This window comes from Saccharopolyspora sp. NPDC045839 (assembly GCF_056431645.1).
Map to the genome: position 1 here is coordinate 45,405 of NZ_JBWKKH010000034.1, position 17,929 is coordinate 63,333.

Genomic DNA, 17,929 nt, shown 5'->3' on the forward strand with positions numbered 1-17,929 from the left:
GACACGGGCGCACCGACCGAACTGTTCAACGGCCGGACCCGCGGCGGTGTTCCGGTCCGGGGTGTGAGTCACCCCTCACTCGATCGAGATCTCGTCCCGACACGCGCCGGTTCGATGCTTGACTCCCGGATTCCGCCCGCCGGGGCCCTTAGTTTCGAGGCATGGATTTCCGCAACGAAGTACGAGTCGGACAGCACATCTACGGAGTCACCGCCAAGAGCGAGCCCGCCGGCGAAGACCAGCCGGCCACCGTCGCGGTGGAGTTCACCGGGGCGGACGCCGACGGCCGCGTCGTGGCCGAGGGCAACCTGCTGATCGCCGTCGGCGGCCTCGGCGACGCGAACGCGTTCCTGGCCCAGACCTTGGACGGCCTGGCCGCGCTGCACTCGCCGTGGGCCGCGGGGCGCGGGCGGAGCCGACCACGGCCGCCCAACGCCGGCCGACCATGGACCGAAGCCGACGGCGAGCGGCTCCGGGAGCGGTGGCTGAGCTCGGTCGGCGAAACCGCGAGCCGGTTGATCGGGGAGCTCGGCGAGGAGTTCGGCCGGACCCGCGGCGCTGTTCGCGCGCAGCTGCCCCGGCTGGGCTGCGACCCGGACGTGCCGGGCCGGGTGCTCGCCGCGGCTTGAGTTCGCCGCGGCGGAATCCGGTGCGGAATGCGGGTTTGCCGAGTGGTGGGAATTCCTCCGGTGCATCGGAGGACTATTCGGAAAGGTATGACCGGGAATCGCGATTTAGGCGAGAAAGGAGGTGGGATTCGAGGAGTGCGGCGGAGGTGATCCGCAATTCCGAGGGTGACGCGTTGACGGTTCGGCCGATTCGCCGTGTCCCGGGAGGAAGATTTCCGGACGACATGATGAAGACACCGCCTCGGTGGGGCCCGATGCACGCTGTCGGGATGCCCACGCGAGGCGGTGCCTTGGGAGGCCGCGGCTGACGCCGCCGGCCCGGTTGCCGGGGTGCCCGCACCCCGGCGACCCGCTCAGAGCCGGATCAGCACTTCTCGAAGGTGCTCGTCGGGGAGTGCGCGATGGATCCCGTCGAGCTGATCGTCTCGGTGTGCACCTTGACGGTGGCGCCGGAGTTGCACGGTGCCTTCGTGGTCAGGTTGATCTCGGTGCCGCTCTGTGCCAACTCGCCGATCACCTTCGGCTTCGCGTCCTTCTGCTCGACGACGATCCGCACGGTGACCGTCGCGCTGTTCAGGCACCCGGTTCGCCCGCCGATGGCGGTCAGAGTATTGCCGTCACGCGTCGGCTGGTAGGCGAACAGCGCGCAAGCCGGGGCTTGCTGGACTGCCGCGAGCGCCGGGGCGGTCGGCACGATCGTGAACGCGGCGGCGGTCAACACGGCGCTGAGCAGGACGGGCGAGTGTCGCATTCGGGGCCTTCTTTCATGTACCGAATTGCTGACAGGGCAACGAGAAGTCGATCACCCACCAGGTTTGCTGTCAATTTGGAGCTGGTCCGGGCTCAATCTTTCACCCGAGCGATTTTCGCAATTAGTTGTGGTGGCGTGCTCTTGTCGTGCCCGCGCGTCCGGGTGGAAGGGATGGATCGGATTGGATGGTGCTATGAGAAGTGAATCCTTGTCGGTTCGTGGCTACCGGAGTGGGTTTCGGCCGGGCGCCGGCGAGCGTCACCCCGGGCTGGCGCTGCAATATTTGCAATTCCTCTGTTAATGTTGCAGCGCGTTCGAGGGGGTGTCGATGTCGAAGACGGTCGCCAAGGCGGTCCACGTGCTTGAAACCCTCGCCGCGGCGCCCAAGACCATCGCGGAGCTGGCGCGCGAGCTCGGCGTGCACAGCTCGACCGCGCTGCGCATGCTGCAGCCGCTGGCCGACGGCGGCCTGATCGCCCGCGGCCCGGACGGCCGGTACCGCCTCGGGTTCCGGCTGGTCGAGCTCGGCCAGCAGGTGCTGGAGGAGATGGACCTGCGCGCCGTCGCCCGGCCGCACCTGATCGCGCTCGCGGACGCCACGCGCTCGACGGTGCACCTGGCGCAGCTGGTGGACGGTCAGATCGTCTACGTCGACAAGATCGACGGAGCGGCGTCGATCCGCACCTGGTCGCGGATCGGCCGGGCGGTGCCGCTGCACACCGCCGCCGCCAGCAAGGTGATCCTGGCGGCGCTGCCCGCCGAACGCCGGGACCGCCTGCTGTCCGCGCACGCCTTCACCCGCTACACCGAGCGCACCATCACCGACGAGACCGAGTTCCGCGATCACCTCGCCGAGGTCGAGCGGCTCGGCTACGCCACCGACCAGGCGGAGTTCGAGCCGCTGGTGCACTGCATCGGCGTGGGGATCCCGGACGCCACCGGCCAGCTCGCGGCGGCCGTCTCGCTGACGACGGTGCGAGCGGACGCCGACCTGCCCGAGCTGGAACGACTCCTCGGTCAGGTCCGGGACACGGCGAGCGCGATCGCCGCCGCCCTCGGCCGCTCGGCGCGCTGATCGCGCGCGGGCACGTGGCGATCTCGGGTGATCGGAACAACTCGGGGCAACCCGTGACCGTTCCCAGGGGTGTTCGTTACCAGGGTGTTCGGCGTGACCGGGAGGATTGCGATGACCTGGATGATCTACGGAGCGAGCGGCTACACCGGTCAGCTGGTCGCTGACCTGGCGCTCGACCGCGGCGAGCGGCCGGTGCTGGCCGGACGCGATCCGGGCAAGGTCGCGGCCTTCGCCACGCCTCGCGGCCTGCCCTACCGGGTCTTCGACCTCGCGGACCCGAACGCGGTCGCCGAGGCGCTGCGCGATGTCGACGTCGTGGCGCACTGCGCCGGACCGTTCTCCGCGACGTCGGCGCCGATGGTCGGGGGTTGTCTGCGCGCCGGCGCGCACTACCTCGACATCACCGGCGAGATCGACGTGTTCGAGGCGGTTTTCGAGCGCCACGAGGACGCCCGGCGCGCCGGTGTGGTGCTGCTGCCGGGAGCGGGCTTCGACGTGGTGCCCACCGACTGCCTGGCCGCGATGGTCGCCGCCGAGCTGCCGACGGCGACGCACCTCGATCTCGCCTTCCACTCCAGCGGCGGGATCAGCGGCGGAACGCTGAAGAGCGCGCTGGAGGGAGCCGCGCTGGGCGGTCGGGCCCGCATCGACGGCGAGGTGCGCGCCGTGCCGATGGCGTGGCGACGCCGCGAGATCCCCTTCCCGTCCGGGCCGCGCCGGGTCGCCTCGCTGCCCTGGGGCGACGTCAGCACGGCCTACCGCAGCACCGGGATCGGCAACATCACCACCTTCGCGCACCTGCCCGGGCTCACCCGGACCGGCCCGCGCTCGGCCAGGCTGTCGCAGGTCGTGATGGGGTCGCACATCGTGCAGCGGCTGGGCAGGGCGGCGATCGGCGCGGCCGTGCGCGGCCCGGGGCGGGCGACCCGCTCGCGCAGCTGGGTCGAGGTGTACGCGGAGGCGACGGCGCCGGACGGCACGAGCGTGTCGGCGGCCCTGATCGGCCCGGACACCTACGACCTCACGGCGGACGCGGTGCTCCGGGCGGTCGGCGCCCTGCGCTCCGAACCGCCGGCCCCCGGCGCCCACACCCCGGCCACGGCGTTCGGCGCGGACTTCGTCCGGCGCCTGCACGGCGTCAAGATCATCGAACCTGCCCACCGCTGAACCGCCCGCACCCGAGCGGTGCGCGGGTCACTCGACGAGAACGCGGAGCATGCCCTCCGGGCCGTCGTCGTTCTCCAGGAACTCCAGGAACGGCCCTTCGCCCGAGACCGGGTGCAGGGACGCGAACTCGGAGCGCTCGCCCGCCAGCTCCATGCCGGTCGCCGCCGCCATGGTCCGGGCGTCCGAGCGCGGGTCCTGGGTGTCGACCACGACCGCGGCGACCGGGCCGGTGTTGGCGTAGACCTTGCGCGGTTCGAGCACGCACAGCTCGTTGCCTTCGAGGTCGGCCATCACCACCCACGGCACCTCGCTGCTCTGGTCGATGTCGGCGAACCGGGCACCGGCGTTGAACAACCGCTCCACGATCCGGTTCTGGTCGTCGTGCGTCTCGCTGCGCAGGTCCAGGTGCACGCCGTTCTTGCGGCTCTTGGCGCGGTCGCTGGCGACGAACCGCAGCGGCACCCCGGGGCCGGTCGGCTGGACGACGATCCCGCACGCCATGTCGAGCCGCCAGCCGAGCACGTCGGCCCACCACCGCGCGAGCCGCTCCGGCTCCCGCGCCGAGAACTCCACGACGACCGACGCCATGCGGCGAAAGTAAGGGCACTCCCGGGCTTCGCACAACTTCATCCGGGACCGAAAACGGGTGGCGACCGGCCCGTTCGGGGCCCTAGCTTGCGGGCCATGCGGATTCGCGAAGCGCACCCCGACGACTGGTCGGCGATCTGGCCGTTCATGCGGGAGATCGCGGCGGCGGGGGAGACGTTCTCCTGGGACCGGGACATCGACGAGCAGCACGCCAGGCAGCGCTGGTTCCCGCAGCCGCCGGGCCGGACGGTCGTCGCCGTCGACGACGGCCGAGTGGTCGGCACCGCGGTGTCCGGCCCGAACCACGAGGGGCCGGCCGCGCACGTTGCGACGGCCAGCTTCATGGTCGACCCCGAACACGCCGGGCGCGGCGCGGGCCGGGCGCTGGGCCGCCACGTCCTGGACCGGGCGCGAGCGGACGGCTTCCGCGCGATGCAGTTCAACGCGGTCGTCGAGACCAACGACCGGGCCGTCGCCCTCTGGCGGTCGCTCGGCATGCGGATCGTGGCGACCCTGCCGGAGGCGTTCCACCACCCGGCCCACGGCTACGTCGGCCTGCACGTCATGTACCAGCTGTTCTGAGGCGCGGTAAGTGCCCGTGAGTGGTTCTGGGCGCCATCGCACCCCAACCACTCACGGGTCCCTGACCAGAGGAAACCGTCGATCCTGGCCGGTGGGCGGGTCAGGTGCGCGACGTGCTCAGCCCGCGCCGGAGGTCGGCGAGGAGGGTGGGCAGCACCGCTTCCTCCTCGATCGCCCGGGCCGCCGTGCTCATCAGCTCGGACAGCTGCGGATCCCAGGGGGTTTCGAGCGGGGCGCCGACGAGGTTGGGCAGGTCGGTGCGGGTCGCGGCGGCCTGGTCGAGGGCTTCGCGGTAGTCGGCCGCGGACATCCGCCAGGGGCGGGCGCCGTGGTGCGCCAGGAGTGAACCGGTGATGCTGATACCCGGCCAGTCGAAATCGCCGTGGTAGTGCAGAACGGCACCGCAGTCCGCGAGGCGCTGCAACAGCGCCCGGGTGACGGTCGAGGGGCGGCCCGACACGCAGACCACGGGATGCGCGATGCCCTCTTCCACGGCCGATTCGAGGACTCGCGGGTTCTCGCACACCGCGATCGCAGTGCCGGGTTCGACGAGGCGGGCCGGGGCGGCGCGCAGGTCGAGGTGGGTCAGATGGGTCGGCAGGCCCAGCGCGGTCCGCTGCCGGACGCCCTGCGACCAGTCGTCGGAGCCGACCAGCGGCAAGGCCCAGCACAGCACGGTCGCGGACACGGCATCGAGAGTGACCCCGCAGCGCTCCCACAAAGCCCGGCGCTCGCGCTCGTTGCCCGGCGTCTCCACGCCGTGCGCCAGCGCAGCCGCCTTGAGCACGACCCGGCTCAACGCCGTGCCGTTGTCGAGCGCATGCGCTCCGCCAACGCTCGCCGCGAGCTCGCTGCGCGACGTCCACGCCTCCGGCGGCTCCGCCAGCGCTAACGCGCCCAACGCCTCGGCCGCGCTCCGCGCGACGGCGGGAAGCTCGTCGTCGCCGACTCGCCCGTACTGCTGGAGCCACTGCGTCCACGGCTCCGCCCATGCGGCCGTCGCGAGCCCTCGCTCCGCGAGTGCCGCTCGCACGGTCTCCGCGGTCCGCTCGCGCCGTTCGTCCCGCTCCGCGGCCTCACGTCGTCCCAGCGGCCGCTCGTGCAGGATCTCCAGGACTTCCGCCAGTCCCAACGCGAACCGGCTCCGCCGGGTCGCTTCGTCCAATTTGGACAGGCTGATCCGGGTGCCCTGGCCCCACATCGGGCGGCCGTACAGCTCGCCGACGGCTCGCTGGGCTTCGGCGTCGGGCAGCTCCAGCCGGAACGTCGCCGGCGGGCTCGCCGCCTCCAGCGCTTCCCGGGCCTTCTCCCACAGGCCTCGCAGCGGCTCGACGCCCCACGCCGCGCGGACGTCGTCCTCGACACTCACGTCAATTCGCCCCCATTCGTTCGGAAGTATGCGGCGTCAAGGACACCCGCTGACAACCCCACCGCCGCCGGACCCCGAGGCAGGGCTCCGACGAGGCCCACCGTCACCCGGGATGGGCGCAATTTCGCGAGAACATGCGCCCATGCCGGGTGTCGACGTCCACGATCAGCCGCTCCGTTCGCGCAGGTGGTGCCGGTTTGCCGGAACCCTCCGGAAGGTGCCGCCGCATCAACGGCCCGGAGCCGCATCCGCCGCGCGAAGATCATCCGTCGGTGCGGTCGAGGGCGGCGCCGTCCCAGGTGGTGTGGGTGCAGGCGATGCCGTGGCCGCTGCGCGGGCGCAGCACGTCGTAGATGTGCATCTTCGGGATCTTCGGGGACACGCCCCAGCCGCTCGGCCAGGTGATCAGCCAGTCCATGTCCAGGTCCACCAGCAGGCCGAGCATCCGCGCGATCGTCGGGTCGTCCAGCCGCTCGAACGCCTCGTCCAGCAGCACCAGCCGCAGCGGCCCGCGCCCGTCCGAGGACACGCTGACCGCGTCGTAGAACGCCGCCGCCGCGGCGAACAGCGTCACGTAGGAGATCAGCCGCGTCTCGCCGGAGGACAGCTGCCGCAGCCGCCGGACGCGCGGCTTGCCGTCCGGGCCGATGTCGCGGACCCGCACCGTGAACGCGAACCACGACCGGTAGTCCAGCGCCCGCGCCAGGATTTCCGCGTAGCCGCCCGAAGTGCTGTCCCGCTCGGACTCGATGAGGTCGGTGAACACCCGGCGCAGCAGCGCGTCCTGGTCGTCGCTGCGGCTGGCGAACGGGGTGCGGACCAGGTCGATGGCCTGCTTGATGTCGTCGCCGAGCGCCGCCGACGGCTGCCAATCCAGCTGGACGTGCACGCCCTGGCTGGAGCGGGCGCCGTCGAGCACCTCGTTCATCCGCTTGCACAGGTCTTCGGCGATGCCGACCTGGCCGCGCAGCCGCTCCGCGAGGTCGCGGATCAGGTAGTCGGCGAAGATCGACTGGTAGCGCTCGTTGAGGTAGCCGCGCTGTTCGGCGAGCCGTTCGCCGACCCGCCGCGCGGCGTCGGCCACCGGTTGCGGGCCCTCCTCGCCGGTGACGGTCACGGTGAGCAGGCCGTGCTGGTCGGCGGCCGTGATGTCGTAGTTGCCGCTCAGCGAGTGCTGCAGGGTTTGCAGCCGGTTGAGCACCGTGGCCTCCGACGAGCCCCGGCGGTCCGCCTCGGCGAGCACCCGCGCCGCATCGGCCGGGTCGTCCGGCGCGGTCTCGCCGACGTCCGCGGCCGACCACAGGCCCGGGATCCGCAGCGCCTGCTGGAAGGCTTCGGTCGACGCCGACGCATCCTGCTCGCGGCCCGCGAGCTGGGACTGCTTGTGCTCCAGCTGGGTTTCCAACCGCGCCGAGGATTCCCGCAGCGAGCTGATCTTCTCCCGCGCCTGCGGCAGCTGCGTGCGCAGCTCGGCCCGCTCCCGCTCGAACGCGCCGACCTTGTCGGCGATCTGCTGCGCCTCGCCGCCGACGGCGGAGGTGAGTTCCGCGAGGCCGGTGGCCTGCTCCGCGTACTCGGCGCAGCGCTGCTCGGCCTGCGATTCGGCCTCCATCCGGTCGGCCACCGCCGCGTCGTGGTGCAGCGAGAGGTCCCGCAGGTCGGTGAGCGTCGGCAGGCAGCGCGACTCGATCGCCTCGCGGAGCGCGTCGATGCCCGCGCGGGCGTCGAGGGCGGCGCGGTGGGCGGCGTCGAGCGCCTGCGTGTCGGCGGGCAGGTCGGCTTCGCCTGCCGACCGCACCAGCTCGGCTTGCGCCGCCTGCCAGCGCTGATCGGCGCTCTCGTGCTGCTCCCGCAGCTGCACGACCTTCTGGTCGGCGTCCTCCGCGGACTCGATCGCAGTGGTCAGCTTGGCGTGCGCGGTCAGCAGGTCGCTGTCGTCCGGGTAGGACTCGAGGTGCTGCTCCAGCTCCGCGGTGTCCTCGCTCGCCTCGCGGTGCCGCCGCTCGGCTTCGCCGGTCTCCGCGCGCAGCCGCGCGAGATCTTCCTCCAGCTCCGCGATGCGCCGGGCCCGGGCTGCTTCGCGGGCGCCCGCGCCGACGTACTCCGCGGCTTCCTTGCGCCAGGAGCCGGACAGCACCCCCGCGCGCCAGGCGCCGGTGACCGACACCGAAAGCCCGGTGCCGCCGTCGATCGACACCGAGGCCAGCAGGGCCGCGACCCGTTCCGGAAGCACCGGGCAGTCGGCCTCGGCGGCGGGCGACAGCAGCTCGGCCAGCGTGCCGCCGGAGCCGGGCTCGGCCGGGGCGGCGAGCAGGTCGGCGAGGCCGGGGACCTCGCCTTCGGCGGTGACCCAGGCGTTGAGCAGCCCGCTGGACTGCAGCGCCGCCTCCAGCCCGGCCCGGTCGGATTCGTCCAGCGACGGCTGGAAGTCCACGAGTTCGTAGAAGGCCCGGCCCCGGGCGGTGTCGCGTTCGGCGTCGGCCCAGGCGGGGCGGTTCGGCGTCTGCTCGTGCCCGGCGCGGAGCTCGGCGAGTTCCTGTTCGCGGGACCGGGATTCCGCGTGGAGCTCGGTGATCTCCTGCTCCACCTCGGCAACCCGGCGGCGGGCCTCGTGCAGCTGCGGCTTGGCCCAGCGGCGCGCCTGCTCGCGGGCTTGCCGCGTCGCCGACCGGTCCGCGACGAGGTCCTCCGCCGACGGCGGCTCCGGCAGCTGGTCGTCCACAGTGGACGGCCAGGCGACGGCCCACTTCTGCGCGCGCTCCACCCACACCGCCGCGGCGTCGGTGAGTTCCTGCTGCGCCTGGTTGCGCCGGCCGGCCGCCTCCGTCGAGGTCAGCTGCGCCTGCCTCGCCTGCCGCTGGAGCTCGACGACCTTGTCCTGCTCCCCGTCCAGCTCCTGGGCCTGCTGGTGCAGCGCGAGCGTCAGCGCCGAACGCTGCCGGGCGACCGCCGAGACTTCCTCGGAAGTTCCCATGGCGGCGCGGAATTCCGCAGCCAGTGCATCGGTGTCCAGCTGCGGCGCGGCATAGCGGTCGACGGGCAGCGGCTCGGCGTCCGGCTCCGGCGAGGTGCGCACCCGCGCCTGCTCGGACCGCACCTCGGCGGCCGGAATGGCCGGTGGCCGCGGCACCAGCGCCCCGTCCAGCCCCGCCGTCGAAAGCTGCTGCGCGGCGCGGTCCGCGGCCTGCCCGGCCGCCTCCGAATCGCCGGTCAACCGGCGCAGCATGCCGACCACCGACTCCGCCGAGCGGTGCTCCTGCGCGCGGTGCTTGCTCGCCGTGTCGAGCGCGGAAACCGCTGCGGTGCGGGCGCTTTCCACCAGCCGCTCGCGGTCGCGCAGGTTCTGCAGCTCGGAATACGCCGGGTGGGAGCGCAACGCGTCGATGCTGGATTCCAGCTCTGCCTCGCGCCGTTCGAGTTCGGCGATCGTCTCCTGCGCGCTCTCCCTGTCCTGCTGCTTGCCCGACACCTGCTTCTCCAGGCCGGTCAGCTCCTTGCGCAGCGCACGCAGCCTGTCCTGCGCGGTGCGCATCGCATCGGCACGGTCGCGCAGGGCGCCGAAGGCGTAGCCGGAATAGGTGGACAAGAACGCGGTCAGCGCCTTGTCCGCGCCGGTCAGCCGGACGATGTTCTCCCGGATCGACTCCAGGTCGTCGAACGACGTCGCCAGCCGCTCGATCAGGCCCGGGTCCAGCGGCGGCAGCGCGTCCGACAGGATCTGCTCCAGCTGCCCCTCCAGGACCTTCAGGCCGACGTCGGGGTTGCGCAGCGTGCGCTGCAGGTGCAGCAGGTCGCCGTAGCGCGCGGCGGGCACGCCGTAGACCGAGGCGGCGACCTTCGCGCGGAACGCCTGGTCGTCGAGGACGCAGTCGGCGCCGAGCAGCTCGCGCAGCTGTGCCGAACCCAGCGGCACCCGGTCCGCGCCGACCAGGTAGAGGTTGATGCCGACCCGGCGGCTGGTGATGAACCGCCACGAGTCGCTGATCGACTGCGAGGTCTTCGACGCCTTCACGCCGATGCCGCAGGTGAGAAATTCCTCGCCGCCGCCCGGGGTTTCGCGGTGCAGCTCGATCCAGGCGTAGCCGATCCGGTTCGGACCGCCCGGGTACTCGTCGAGCATCAGGCGCCGGATGCTGACCGTGTCGAAGCCCTTCGAACCCAGCTGGCGGAGGTCGCCGTCCAGGCACAGCGGCAGCAGCAGCTCCAGGGTGCGGGACTTGCCGGAGCCGTTGGTGCCCTGGAAGATCGCCCGGCCGCCGCCCAGGTCGAAGGTCGTCTCGGCGTACTGCCAGATGTTGACGATCCCGCCGCGGTGCAGCCGCCAGCGGTTGGCAGTGGGCACCGATTCCGTGCTGTCCGCGCTCACCGTTGACCGTCCCCTTGCATCTCGTCGAACACCGTCATCTCGTCGAACAGCGACCAGCCCGGTGGCTCCGGGGCCGCCGGTTCCGGCTCCCGGCCCGGGGCCGGGGTGGCGTCCGGCTGCGGCAGCCAGCGGTGCGCCGCCGGGCTGAGCAGCCATCGGCCGTAGAGCTCCTGCAGCAGGCCGAGCCGGCGCAGCAGCGCGACCACCGAGTGCACCAGCGCCTGGTGGTCCTCGGTGGCCTGCCGGGACCAGGCGGCCGGGTAGGAGTCGACCAGTTCCTGGCAGACGTCGACGAAGTCCTGCCAGGTCACCGGATGCTTGCCCGCCGCGTCCGGCTCCGCGCGGCCCAGCAGGTCCGGCAGCGCCAGCAGCGCGATGCGCGCGACCGTGCCGGGGCCGGGGAAGACCAGGTCGGTGAGGTAGTCCTCCGGGTCGCAGACCACCACGCCCTCCGCGCGGCACTCGCTGACCAGGCCGAAGAACCGCTCCAGCAGGCGGGATTCGCCGGTCGCGTGCTCGCGCAGCCAGGCGGAGTGCTCGGCCGGCAGGTCGGAGTAGAGCACGACCGGGTCCTCGACCATCCGGCGCCGCACCGCGTGCTCCAGGTTCCGTGGCCCGGCGGCGGAGGCCAGCTCGACCAGTTGCCCGGGACTTTCCGCCTCGGCGAGCGGCCCGGAGACGAGCTGGCCGAGCAGGTCGGTGTCGATGGTGATCAGCGCCTCGGCGGTGGCCTCCGCGGCCACCGAGCCCTCGGTTTCGGTGATCACGCCTAGCGCCACCAGGTGCCGCAGCGCCGCGGTGAGGGCGCGCCGGTCCGCCGGGTCGTCGACCACCTGGATCTCGGCCTCGGCCGCGGCCGCGCGGACATCGCTGACCAGGCGCGACAGCAGCACCTGGCGGCCGATGCCGGTCAGCGCCGCCAGCGTCAGCGCCACGTACGCGTAGCCGCGCGGCGACAGCGACGCCTCGCCGCGGGTGGCGTCCACGCCCGGCCCGGACTTGTACAGCCGCGCGAAGCGGCGCTCCACCACCAGGCGGTAGCCCAGCAGCGACGAGAAGATCTCTTGGAGCACCACGCGCTGCCGGTAGATCATCGGCAGCAGGTCGCCGTCCGGGCCACCGGAGCGCAGCAGCGGTCGGCGCAGCAGCACGCGCGCGCAGCGGACCGCGTTCGCCGCGTCGATGTCCGGGAGTTCGTCGAAGGTCTTGATCATCGGGCGGCTCCGGGCAGTGGCTCCGAGGTGTCCGGGATGGCGCCGTCGCCGGAGACTTCGAGCACCGTGTCCCGGAGCGTCAAAGTGCCTGCGGCGCTGGAGATCCGAGTCTCCTGGCCCGCTTCGGGGCGGACCGTGACGCGCAGCCGGTGCACCGGGTCGAGCGCCGTGCCCGCGTCGTCGGAGCCATCGCGCTGCGCCATCGCCAGCGTCAGCAGTTCGCACAGCACGCCGAGAGCATCGGCCGACAGCCGCTGTTCGTCCAGCCGGGAGCTCGCCGCGGCGAGCTCGGCGACCGCGGCGGAGCGCCGCTCGTCGGCCTGCCGGGCCTGCGCCAGCAGAGTTTCCTCGGTCATCGGGTCGTCGAGCACCCGGGAGGTCCGGCCGCGCGCCCCTCGGTCTCCGCGGCTGCGCACGCTCACCGTCACGTCGAGCACCGGGCCGTCGCGCCACGACACCTTGTCGTTGTCGCTGTCGTAGTCCGGCGCGGGCAGCAGGTGCCGCGCCGAGTGCAGGCCGAACGTGGCCGAATACACCTGGTGGGCGGTGGTTTCGTCGGCGCCGTCGAACCACTTCGCCAGCTTCAGCAGCTCGCCGCGCCGCCCCGGCACCAGCCCGCCGCCGGAGGTGGCGCGCTTGACGCTGGCCAGCAGCGAGCCGATGGCGCGGGCGGTGGCCTCGCGCAGTGCCGCGACCTGGCTCGGCCGGCCCGGCGAGTCGACGAACCAGTCGGTCAGCTCCTGCCAGTCCGCTGCGGTGCGGCCCCGCGCCCGCTCCACGTCGATGCCCAGCTGGTCGGCCGGACCCAGCAGCCGGAGCAGCTCGCCGCGGACGCCGGCCAGCCCGTCCAGCGAGCCGGCGATCGTCCCGGTGTGCCGCAGCACGTCCTCGACGACCATCTGGATGTACTCGACCAGCAGGTTCCGGAACCCGGAGATCTCGTCGGGCGCCAACTGGTGGCGGGTGACGACCTGGCCGAGGTAGGCGTAGAAGTCGCGCACCGTGGCGGCGAGCTCGGCGTGCTGCAGGAACACCGTGGTGACCTGCTCGGCGAGCCGTTCCCGCGCCTGCCGCGCGGGTTTCGCCCGCGGATCGCGGCTCTCGGCGGCCAAGGCCGCGGAAAGCGCCTCGCCGATCCCGGACAGGCCGCGGTCGATGGCGGGCAGCAGCTCGCGCGAGACCTCGCGGGCGCCCTCGGGAACCCGCAGCAGCGCGTCGACGTCGCGCTGCACCCGGACCGCGAGCTTGCTGACCTGGTAGCGCACGCTGCCGTGCTGGAACTCGGCGATGCTCGACGCGATCGTCTCTCGGCGGCCCACCACCAGGTTGCCCCACTTGACCAGCTGCTTGAGCCGGTCGATCACGGTGTCCACATCGGACTCCCCGGCGGCCACCCGGCCCTCCCGCTCGGCGGCGGCCAGCGCCGCGCCCACCTCGCCGGCGGACAGGTCGGCCAGCAGCGTCGAGGTGAACAGCCGCATGATCGCCAGGTAGGTGCGGTGCTCGGGCGCCTGCAGGTAGGCGAAGAGCTGCAGGCGCTGCCCGCCGTCGCGGGTCTGCTCGGGAGCCTGCGTGGCCCGCGCGTCCGTCGCGGTGGTTCCCGCGACGCCCGCGCGCAGCACATCGGCTTCGTGGTCCGGGGCCGTCACGGTCCGCCACGATATCCCGTCCGGCCGACACGGCTGGTCACCTGGCATGCGGTGACCGGCCCCACCAGCCCCAGCGGTAGCGTTCCGGGGAGCTTTGCGAGGTCGGGGGTGCCCGTGACCGGGCCACTCGCAATGCCGGGAACCCGCGGTGCGCGGGGGCTCGTGAGCGGTTTGGACTGCTCTGGCGATCCAACGCGCTCACGACCCGCCACCAGCGCGAACGCCGGTTCGGGCGCGGGTTTCCGGGCTTGTTGGTGGGATCGGATCGATTGGGAGGAACGGCACCGGTGAGCGCGGGACGTGCGGTCGGACTGCTACTCGGAGTGGCCGCGGACGCGGCGATCGGCGACCCGAAGCGCGGGCATCCGGTCGCGCTCTTCGGCAAGGCCGCCCAGGCCGCCGAGCGGGCGCTGCACCGGGACCAGCGCCTGGTCGGCATCGCCTACACCGGCCTGCTGGTCGGTGGCACGGTCGGCGTCGGGGTCCTGGCGCAGCGGCTGGCCCGGCGCAGCCCCGTGCTGGAGGCCGCCGTCACCGGGCTGGCCACCTGGGTGGTGCTCGGTGGCTCGTCGCTGGCCGACGAGGGCACCGCGATGGCCCGGATGCTCGACGCGGGCGAGATCGACGCGGCACGGGAGCGGCTGCGCAACCTGTGCGGGCGGGACTCGGCGGTGCTGGACGGGCAGGGCCTGGCCAGGGCCACGGTCGAGTCGGTCGCCGAGAACACCTCCGACGCGGTGGTGGCGCCGCTGGTGTGGGGAGCGATCGCCGGGGTGCCGGGGCTGATCGGCTACCGCGCGGCCAACACGCTCGACGCCATGGTCGGCCACCGCTCGCCGCGCTACCGCAACTTCGGCTGGGCGTCGGCTCGCCTGGACGACGTGCTGAACCTGGTGCCGTCGCGCCTCGCGGCCGTGCTGACCTCGGCGTGCGCGCCGGTGGTCGGCGGCTCGGCGGGCGGCGCGTGGCGGACCTGGCGGCAGGACGCCTCGGCGCACCCGAGCCCGAACGCGGGACAGGTGGAGGCGGCGTTCGCCGGTGCCCTCCAGATCCGGCTCGGCGGGCGGACGGTGTACGGCCACGTGGTGGAGCAGCGTCCGGTGCTGGGGGAGGGCCGGACGGCGGACGCGGGCGACGTGACGCGCAGCGTCGAGCTCTCGCGGGTGATCGGCACGGTCACGGGAGTCTTGACGGCGACGTTCGCCCTGACCCGGGGCATCCGCCGGGACCGCCGCAACCGCTGACGTTCCGCCTGCTCAGGGCCCGTGAGCGTTTTGTGCTGCTATAGCGACCCAAAGTGCTCACGGGCCCTGACCTGTGGAAACGCGTAATTCCCAGCGCAAGCCCCCGATGAGCGCGAGCCGGATTCCCGATTTTAGGCAAAGTTGGGATCACACCGGGAATTCAGGAGCCGTGCCGGACTGCGGGAGCGGGCACGCGTGAGACGTGGACGCCTGGGGCGCAGGGCGCCGGTTTCGCGCGAAACCGGCGTTCCACGTGAGGCGGGGTGGCGGTTTCGCGCGAAACCGCCACGAGCGTCAGGCGTGGGGCGCCGTCGGGGGAGTTCGCGCGGAGCCGTTCTGGAACGCCCCTCAGGCGAAATCGGGACCGCACCGGGCTTTCCAGTTTTAGGCGAAATTGGAACCGGGCCTTGCACGTCGAGGTCCGCCCGATTTCGGGCGAAATCGGGCGGGCCTCGTGGCGTCGTCAGGCGTGGTGGGTCTGGTGGGCCGCGTCGTCGGCCTGGGCCTGGGATTCGGCCTTGCGGCGGGCCTCGTCTTCGCGTTCCCGGCGCTCTTCCTCGGCGATCGCCTCGGCCACCGACATCTTCCGGCGGCGGCCGCCCTTCGCGCTGGGCTCCGGCCCGCCGGCGGACGTCTCCGAGGCCGGTGCGTTCCGCCAGGGCGGGCGGGCGTCGGTGCGCAGCTCCGAGTACATCAGGTAGCCGATGGCGATGATCGCCATGATGCCGAAGGCGATCCATTGCAGGGCGTAGGAGAAGTACGGCCCCGATTCCAGGCGCGGCAGCGGCATGGCTTCCAGCACGCCCGGCTGGCCCTCGTTGAGCACCACGTAGCCCGGCCGCAGGGCGAGGCCGGTGCCGTTCGAGACGGTCTCCGCGTTCACCGCGTAGGCCCAGCGGTGCCCGTCGTGCTCGAACAGCGGGCGCTGCTTGCTGTCCTGCTCGTCGGTCCGGACGCGGGCGGTGACCGAGATGTCGCCGGTCGGCGCGGCCGCGTAGTCCGGTGCCCGGGTGCCGTCGACCGGGCGGATGAAGCCCCGATCGACCAGCACCGTCGTGCCGTCGTCGAGCCGGAACGGGGTCAGCACCTCGAACGCGGGCTCGCCGAGCACCGTGCGCTGCCAGGCCAGCGTTTCGCCTTCCGGCACGTACTGCCCGCGCAGCACGACCTGCGACCACTCGGTCCGCTGGTCCGGCGCCTGCCCGGCGGGCAGCACCTCCGCGAGCGGCTTCGGCGGCGCGTGGAACGACTCGGCGATGGCGTTGTTGCGCGTCTGCGCTTCGTCGCTGCGGCTGAACTGCCAGGGGGCGAGGAGCGTGAAGCACAGCGACGCGAACACCACGACCAGTGCGATCAGGCCGAGCCAACCGGGTCGTAGCAAGAACTTCAGGCGCACTCCTACACGGTAACCGAAGCACCCTGACCTGCGGTTTTGGGCTGCTGATGGGGCTTGGTGCCCGGATCGTGGCAGGTCAGCGCCCGTTTCGCCCGGGGCGCGCGAGCAACGGTCGTGCCCGGCGTACCGGACGGTAGGTGCTGCCGGTGTGACACAGTCGTCGCGCGAGCGGCACGCGGAGGAATCACCGGAAGCCACGCGGAGCTCGCGGGTGGCGTCGCCTCCGCCGTCGGACTCCGCACGCAGTTTCAATTGAAACCGCAGACCGCACCCCGTGATCCTGGTAACGGTTTCAATTGAAACCGGTGCACCCCGTGGCGGGATCTACCGGATTGTGCGGTTTCAATTGAAACTGCGAGCTCGGTGGGTGCGGCCTCTGCACACCGTGCGGCTATCGGACGGCCGCGGGGTCCCTGGCCGGGGCCGGATTGTGACGCGGCGCCTACCTGGCGCGGAGGGCGGAGCGGGCGGCGGCGACTGCCTGGCCCGCGTAGCCGCCGCCGAAGAGCACCGCGTGCACCAGCAGCGGGAACAGCTGGTGCAGTCCGATCCGGTGCTCCCAGCCCTCGGCCAGCGGGCTGACCTCCTGGTACGCCGCCACGACGCGGTCCAGGTGGGGGCAGCCGAACAGGCGCAGCATGGCGAGGTCGGTCTCGCGGTGCCCGCCGTGCGCGGCCGGATCGATCAGCCACGCCCGCTGCGCACCCCAGTGCACGTTGCCGCTCCACAGGTCGCCGTGCAGCCGCGCCGGCGGTTCGGCGGGCCCGGCGAGTTCGTCGACCTGAGCGCACACCAGCGAGATCACCGCGCTGCCTTCGACGCTGAGCGTCCCCGCGTCGACGGCGCGGCGCAGGTACGGCTCGATCCGGTGCCGGGCGTAGAACGCGGGCCACTGCTCGTCCGGTTCGTTGCGCATCCGGGCGAGACCGATCCACGCGTCCGCCGGGCCACCCGGCGGCGCCGCGCCGAAGGCGGGCGCACCGGCCGCGTGCAGCGCGGCGAGTTCGCGGCCGAGGCGCTCGGCGGCGGGCGCGTCCGGCGCCGCCGCCGGGATGTGCTCGGTGACCAGCCAGTTCTCGTCGTGGCCGTGCACCTCGGGGACGGCGATGGCGCCGGGCTCGGCGAGCCAGGCCAGCGATGCCGCTTCGGCCGCGATGGCGCCGGGCATCGGTGCGGTCTTGGCGAAGACCGTCGTGCCGTCGTCGAGGCGGATCGCGAACGCGGCCGCTGTGTCGCCGCCGCTGAGCCGGCGCACATCGGCCGGTGTCCGCCCGGTGATCTTCGCTACCGTCGCCCGGGCTTGGTCGCGCATCGCCGTCACAGCCGTTCGCGGACCCAGGCCAGCAGGCCCGGCGTCGCGGCCTCGATCATCGCCAGCACGTCGTCGAACCCGTCCGGCCCGCCGTAGTACGGGTCCGGGACCTCGGCGGCGTCGGACGAGTCCGGGTCGAAGGAGCGCAGCAGCCGTACCTCGGTCGAACCGTCGGCGAGGCGGCGCACCGCGCGCAGGTGTCCGGCGTCCATCGCGACGAGCAGTTCGGCGTCCAGGTGGTGGTCGTCGACCTGGGCCGCGACGTGCTCGGTGGGGTAGCCGTGGTCGGCGAGCACCTTCGCGGTGCGCGGATCGGCGGGCTCGCCGACGTGCCACGGCCCGGTCCCGGCACTGGTGACCTCGACCTGCCCGTCCAGCCCGGCCCGCCGCAGCTGCTCGCGGAACACCAGGGCGGCCATCGGGGAACGGCAGATGTTGCCGGTACAGATGAAGGAGATGTGCACGTTTCCCGAGGGTACGGATCGTTGGCCGCCCGGTTCCGGTCGTGGGGAGCGGACGGCCTCGGCCGCTGGGACGAGCGGGCCGTTCACCTCGGACGTGGCTCGCGCGGCGTTGCCTGATCCGCC

The 17,929-nt window shown here is 72.8% G+C and carries 14 protein-coding genes; 5 read left to right on the plus strand and 9 right to left on the minus strand.

Annotated elements, in window-relative coordinates; genetic code table 11:
- Positions 1 to 161: 161 nt before the first annotated feature.
- Positions 162 to 629, plus strand: coding sequence for a hypothetical protein (locus AC07EQ_RS34385; RefSeq protein ID WP_478391992.1), 468 nt, complete (start codon positions 162 to 164; stop codon positions 627 to 629).
- A gap of 364 nt (positions 630 to 993) precedes the next feature.
- Here the strand turns inward: AC07EQ_RS34385 and AC07EQ_RS34390 are convergent, their stop codons facing one another.
- A complete protein-coding gene (locus AC07EQ_RS34390) occupies positions 994 to 1,380 on the minus strand; it encodes a hypothetical protein (RefSeq protein ID WP_478391993.1) in 387 nt (128 codons plus the stop codon).
- A gap of 328 nt (positions 1,381 to 1,708) precedes the next feature.
- Between AC07EQ_RS34390 and AC07EQ_RS34395 the strand changes: the two genes are divergently transcribed.
- Positions 1,709 to 2,455, plus strand: a complete 747-nt coding sequence (locus tag AC07EQ_RS34395; protein WP_478391994.1) for an IclR family transcriptional regulator — start codon at positions 1,709 to 1,711, stop codon at positions 2,453 to 2,455.
- 111 nt (positions 2,456 to 2,566) lie between these two features.
- Positions 2,567 to 3,622 carry a saccharopine dehydrogenase family protein gene (locus AC07EQ_RS34400; RefSeq protein WP_478391995.1) on the plus strand — a complete coding sequence of 352 codons (1,056 nt, stop codon included), beginning with the start codon at positions 2,567 to 2,569 and terminating at the stop codon, positions 3,620 to 3,622.
- Positions 3,623 to 3,649: 27 nt separating this feature from the next.
- Here AC07EQ_RS34400 and AC07EQ_RS34405 read toward each other — a convergent pair whose 3' ends face one another.
- Positions 3,650 to 4,210 carry a VOC family protein gene (locus AC07EQ_RS34405; RefSeq protein WP_478391996.1) on the minus strand — a complete coding sequence of 187 codons (561 nt, stop codon included), beginning with the start codon at positions 4,208 to 4,210 and terminating at the stop codon, positions 3,650 to 3,652.
- A gap of 96 nt (positions 4,211 to 4,306) precedes the next feature.
- Here AC07EQ_RS34405 and AC07EQ_RS34410 point away from each other — a divergent pair, with 96 nt between their 5' ends.
- The gene (locus AC07EQ_RS34410) at positions 4,307 to 4,792 is read left to right on the plus strand and encodes an N-acetyltransferase family protein (protein ID WP_478391997.1); all 486 of its coding nucleotides are present in this window, start codon (positions 4,307 to 4,309) and stop codon (positions 4,790 to 4,792) included.
- Between the two features lie 100 nt (positions 4,793 to 4,892).
- Here AC07EQ_RS34410 and AC07EQ_RS34415 read toward each other — a convergent pair whose 3' ends face one another.
- The 4 genes from AC07EQ_RS34415 to AC07EQ_RS34430 form a co-directional block, all read right to left on the minus strand.
- Entirely contained in the window at positions 4,893 to 6,161 is a 1,269-nt protein-coding gene (locus AC07EQ_RS34415; protein ID WP_478391998.1) for a TIGR02679 family protein, read from the minus strand.
- Positions 6,162 to 6,423: 262 nt separating this feature from the next.
- On the minus strand, positions 6,424 to 10,503 hold the full coding sequence (locus AC07EQ_RS34420; RefSeq protein WP_478391999.1) for a TIGR02680 family protein: 4,080 nt from the start codon (positions 10,501 to 10,503) through the stop codon (positions 6,424 to 6,426).
- Positions 10,504 to 10,523: 20 nt separating this feature from the next.
- Positions 10,524 to 11,741 carry a TIGR02678 family protein gene (locus AC07EQ_RS34425; RefSeq protein ID WP_478392000.1) on the minus strand — a complete coding sequence of 406 codons (1,218 nt, stop codon included), beginning with the start codon at positions 11,739 to 11,741 and terminating at the stop codon, positions 10,524 to 10,526.
- Positions 11,738 to 13,390 carry a DUF2397 domain-containing protein gene (locus AC07EQ_RS34430; protein WP_478392001.1) on the minus strand — a complete coding sequence of 551 codons (1,653 nt, stop codon included), beginning with the start codon at positions 13,388 to 13,390 and terminating at the stop codon, positions 11,738 to 11,740. The genes AC07EQ_RS34425 and AC07EQ_RS34430 overlap by 4 nt, the downstream gene beginning before the upstream one ends.
- Before the next feature lie 287 nt (positions 13,391 to 13,677).
- Between AC07EQ_RS34430 and AC07EQ_RS34435 the strand changes: the two genes are divergently transcribed.
- Positions 13,678 to 14,634, plus strand: a complete 957-nt coding sequence (locus AC07EQ_RS34435; protein WP_478392002.1) for a cobalamin biosynthesis protein — start codon at positions 13,678 to 13,680, stop codon at positions 14,632 to 14,634.
- Between the two features lie 463 nt (positions 14,635 to 15,097).
- On the opposite strand, the gene AC07EQ_RS34440 is transcribed toward AC07EQ_RS34435, so the two are convergent.
- The 3 genes from AC07EQ_RS34440 to AC07EQ_RS34450 all read right to left on the minus strand — a co-directional run bounded on the left by AC07EQ_RS34440 (position 15,098) and on the right by AC07EQ_RS34450 (position 17,806).
- Positions 15,098 to 16,030, minus strand: coding sequence for an SURF1 family cytochrome oxidase biogenesis protein (locus AC07EQ_RS34440; RefSeq protein ID WP_478392003.1), 933 nt, complete (start codon positions 16,028 to 16,030; stop codon positions 15,098 to 15,100).
- A gap of 442 nt (positions 16,031 to 16,472) precedes the next feature.
- Positions 16,473 to 17,342 carry a fructosamine kinase family protein gene (locus AC07EQ_RS34445; protein WP_478392004.1) on the minus strand — a complete coding sequence of 290 codons (870 nt, stop codon included), beginning with the start codon at positions 17,340 to 17,342 and terminating at the stop codon, positions 16,473 to 16,475.
- A 5-nt stretch (positions 17,343 to 17,347) separates the two neighbouring features.
- A complete protein-coding gene (locus tag AC07EQ_RS34450) occupies positions 17,348 to 17,806 on the minus strand; it encodes a low molecular weight protein-tyrosine-phosphatase (protein WP_478392005.1) in 459 nt (152 codons plus the stop codon).
- Positions 17,807 to 17,929 lie beyond the last annotated feature (123 nt).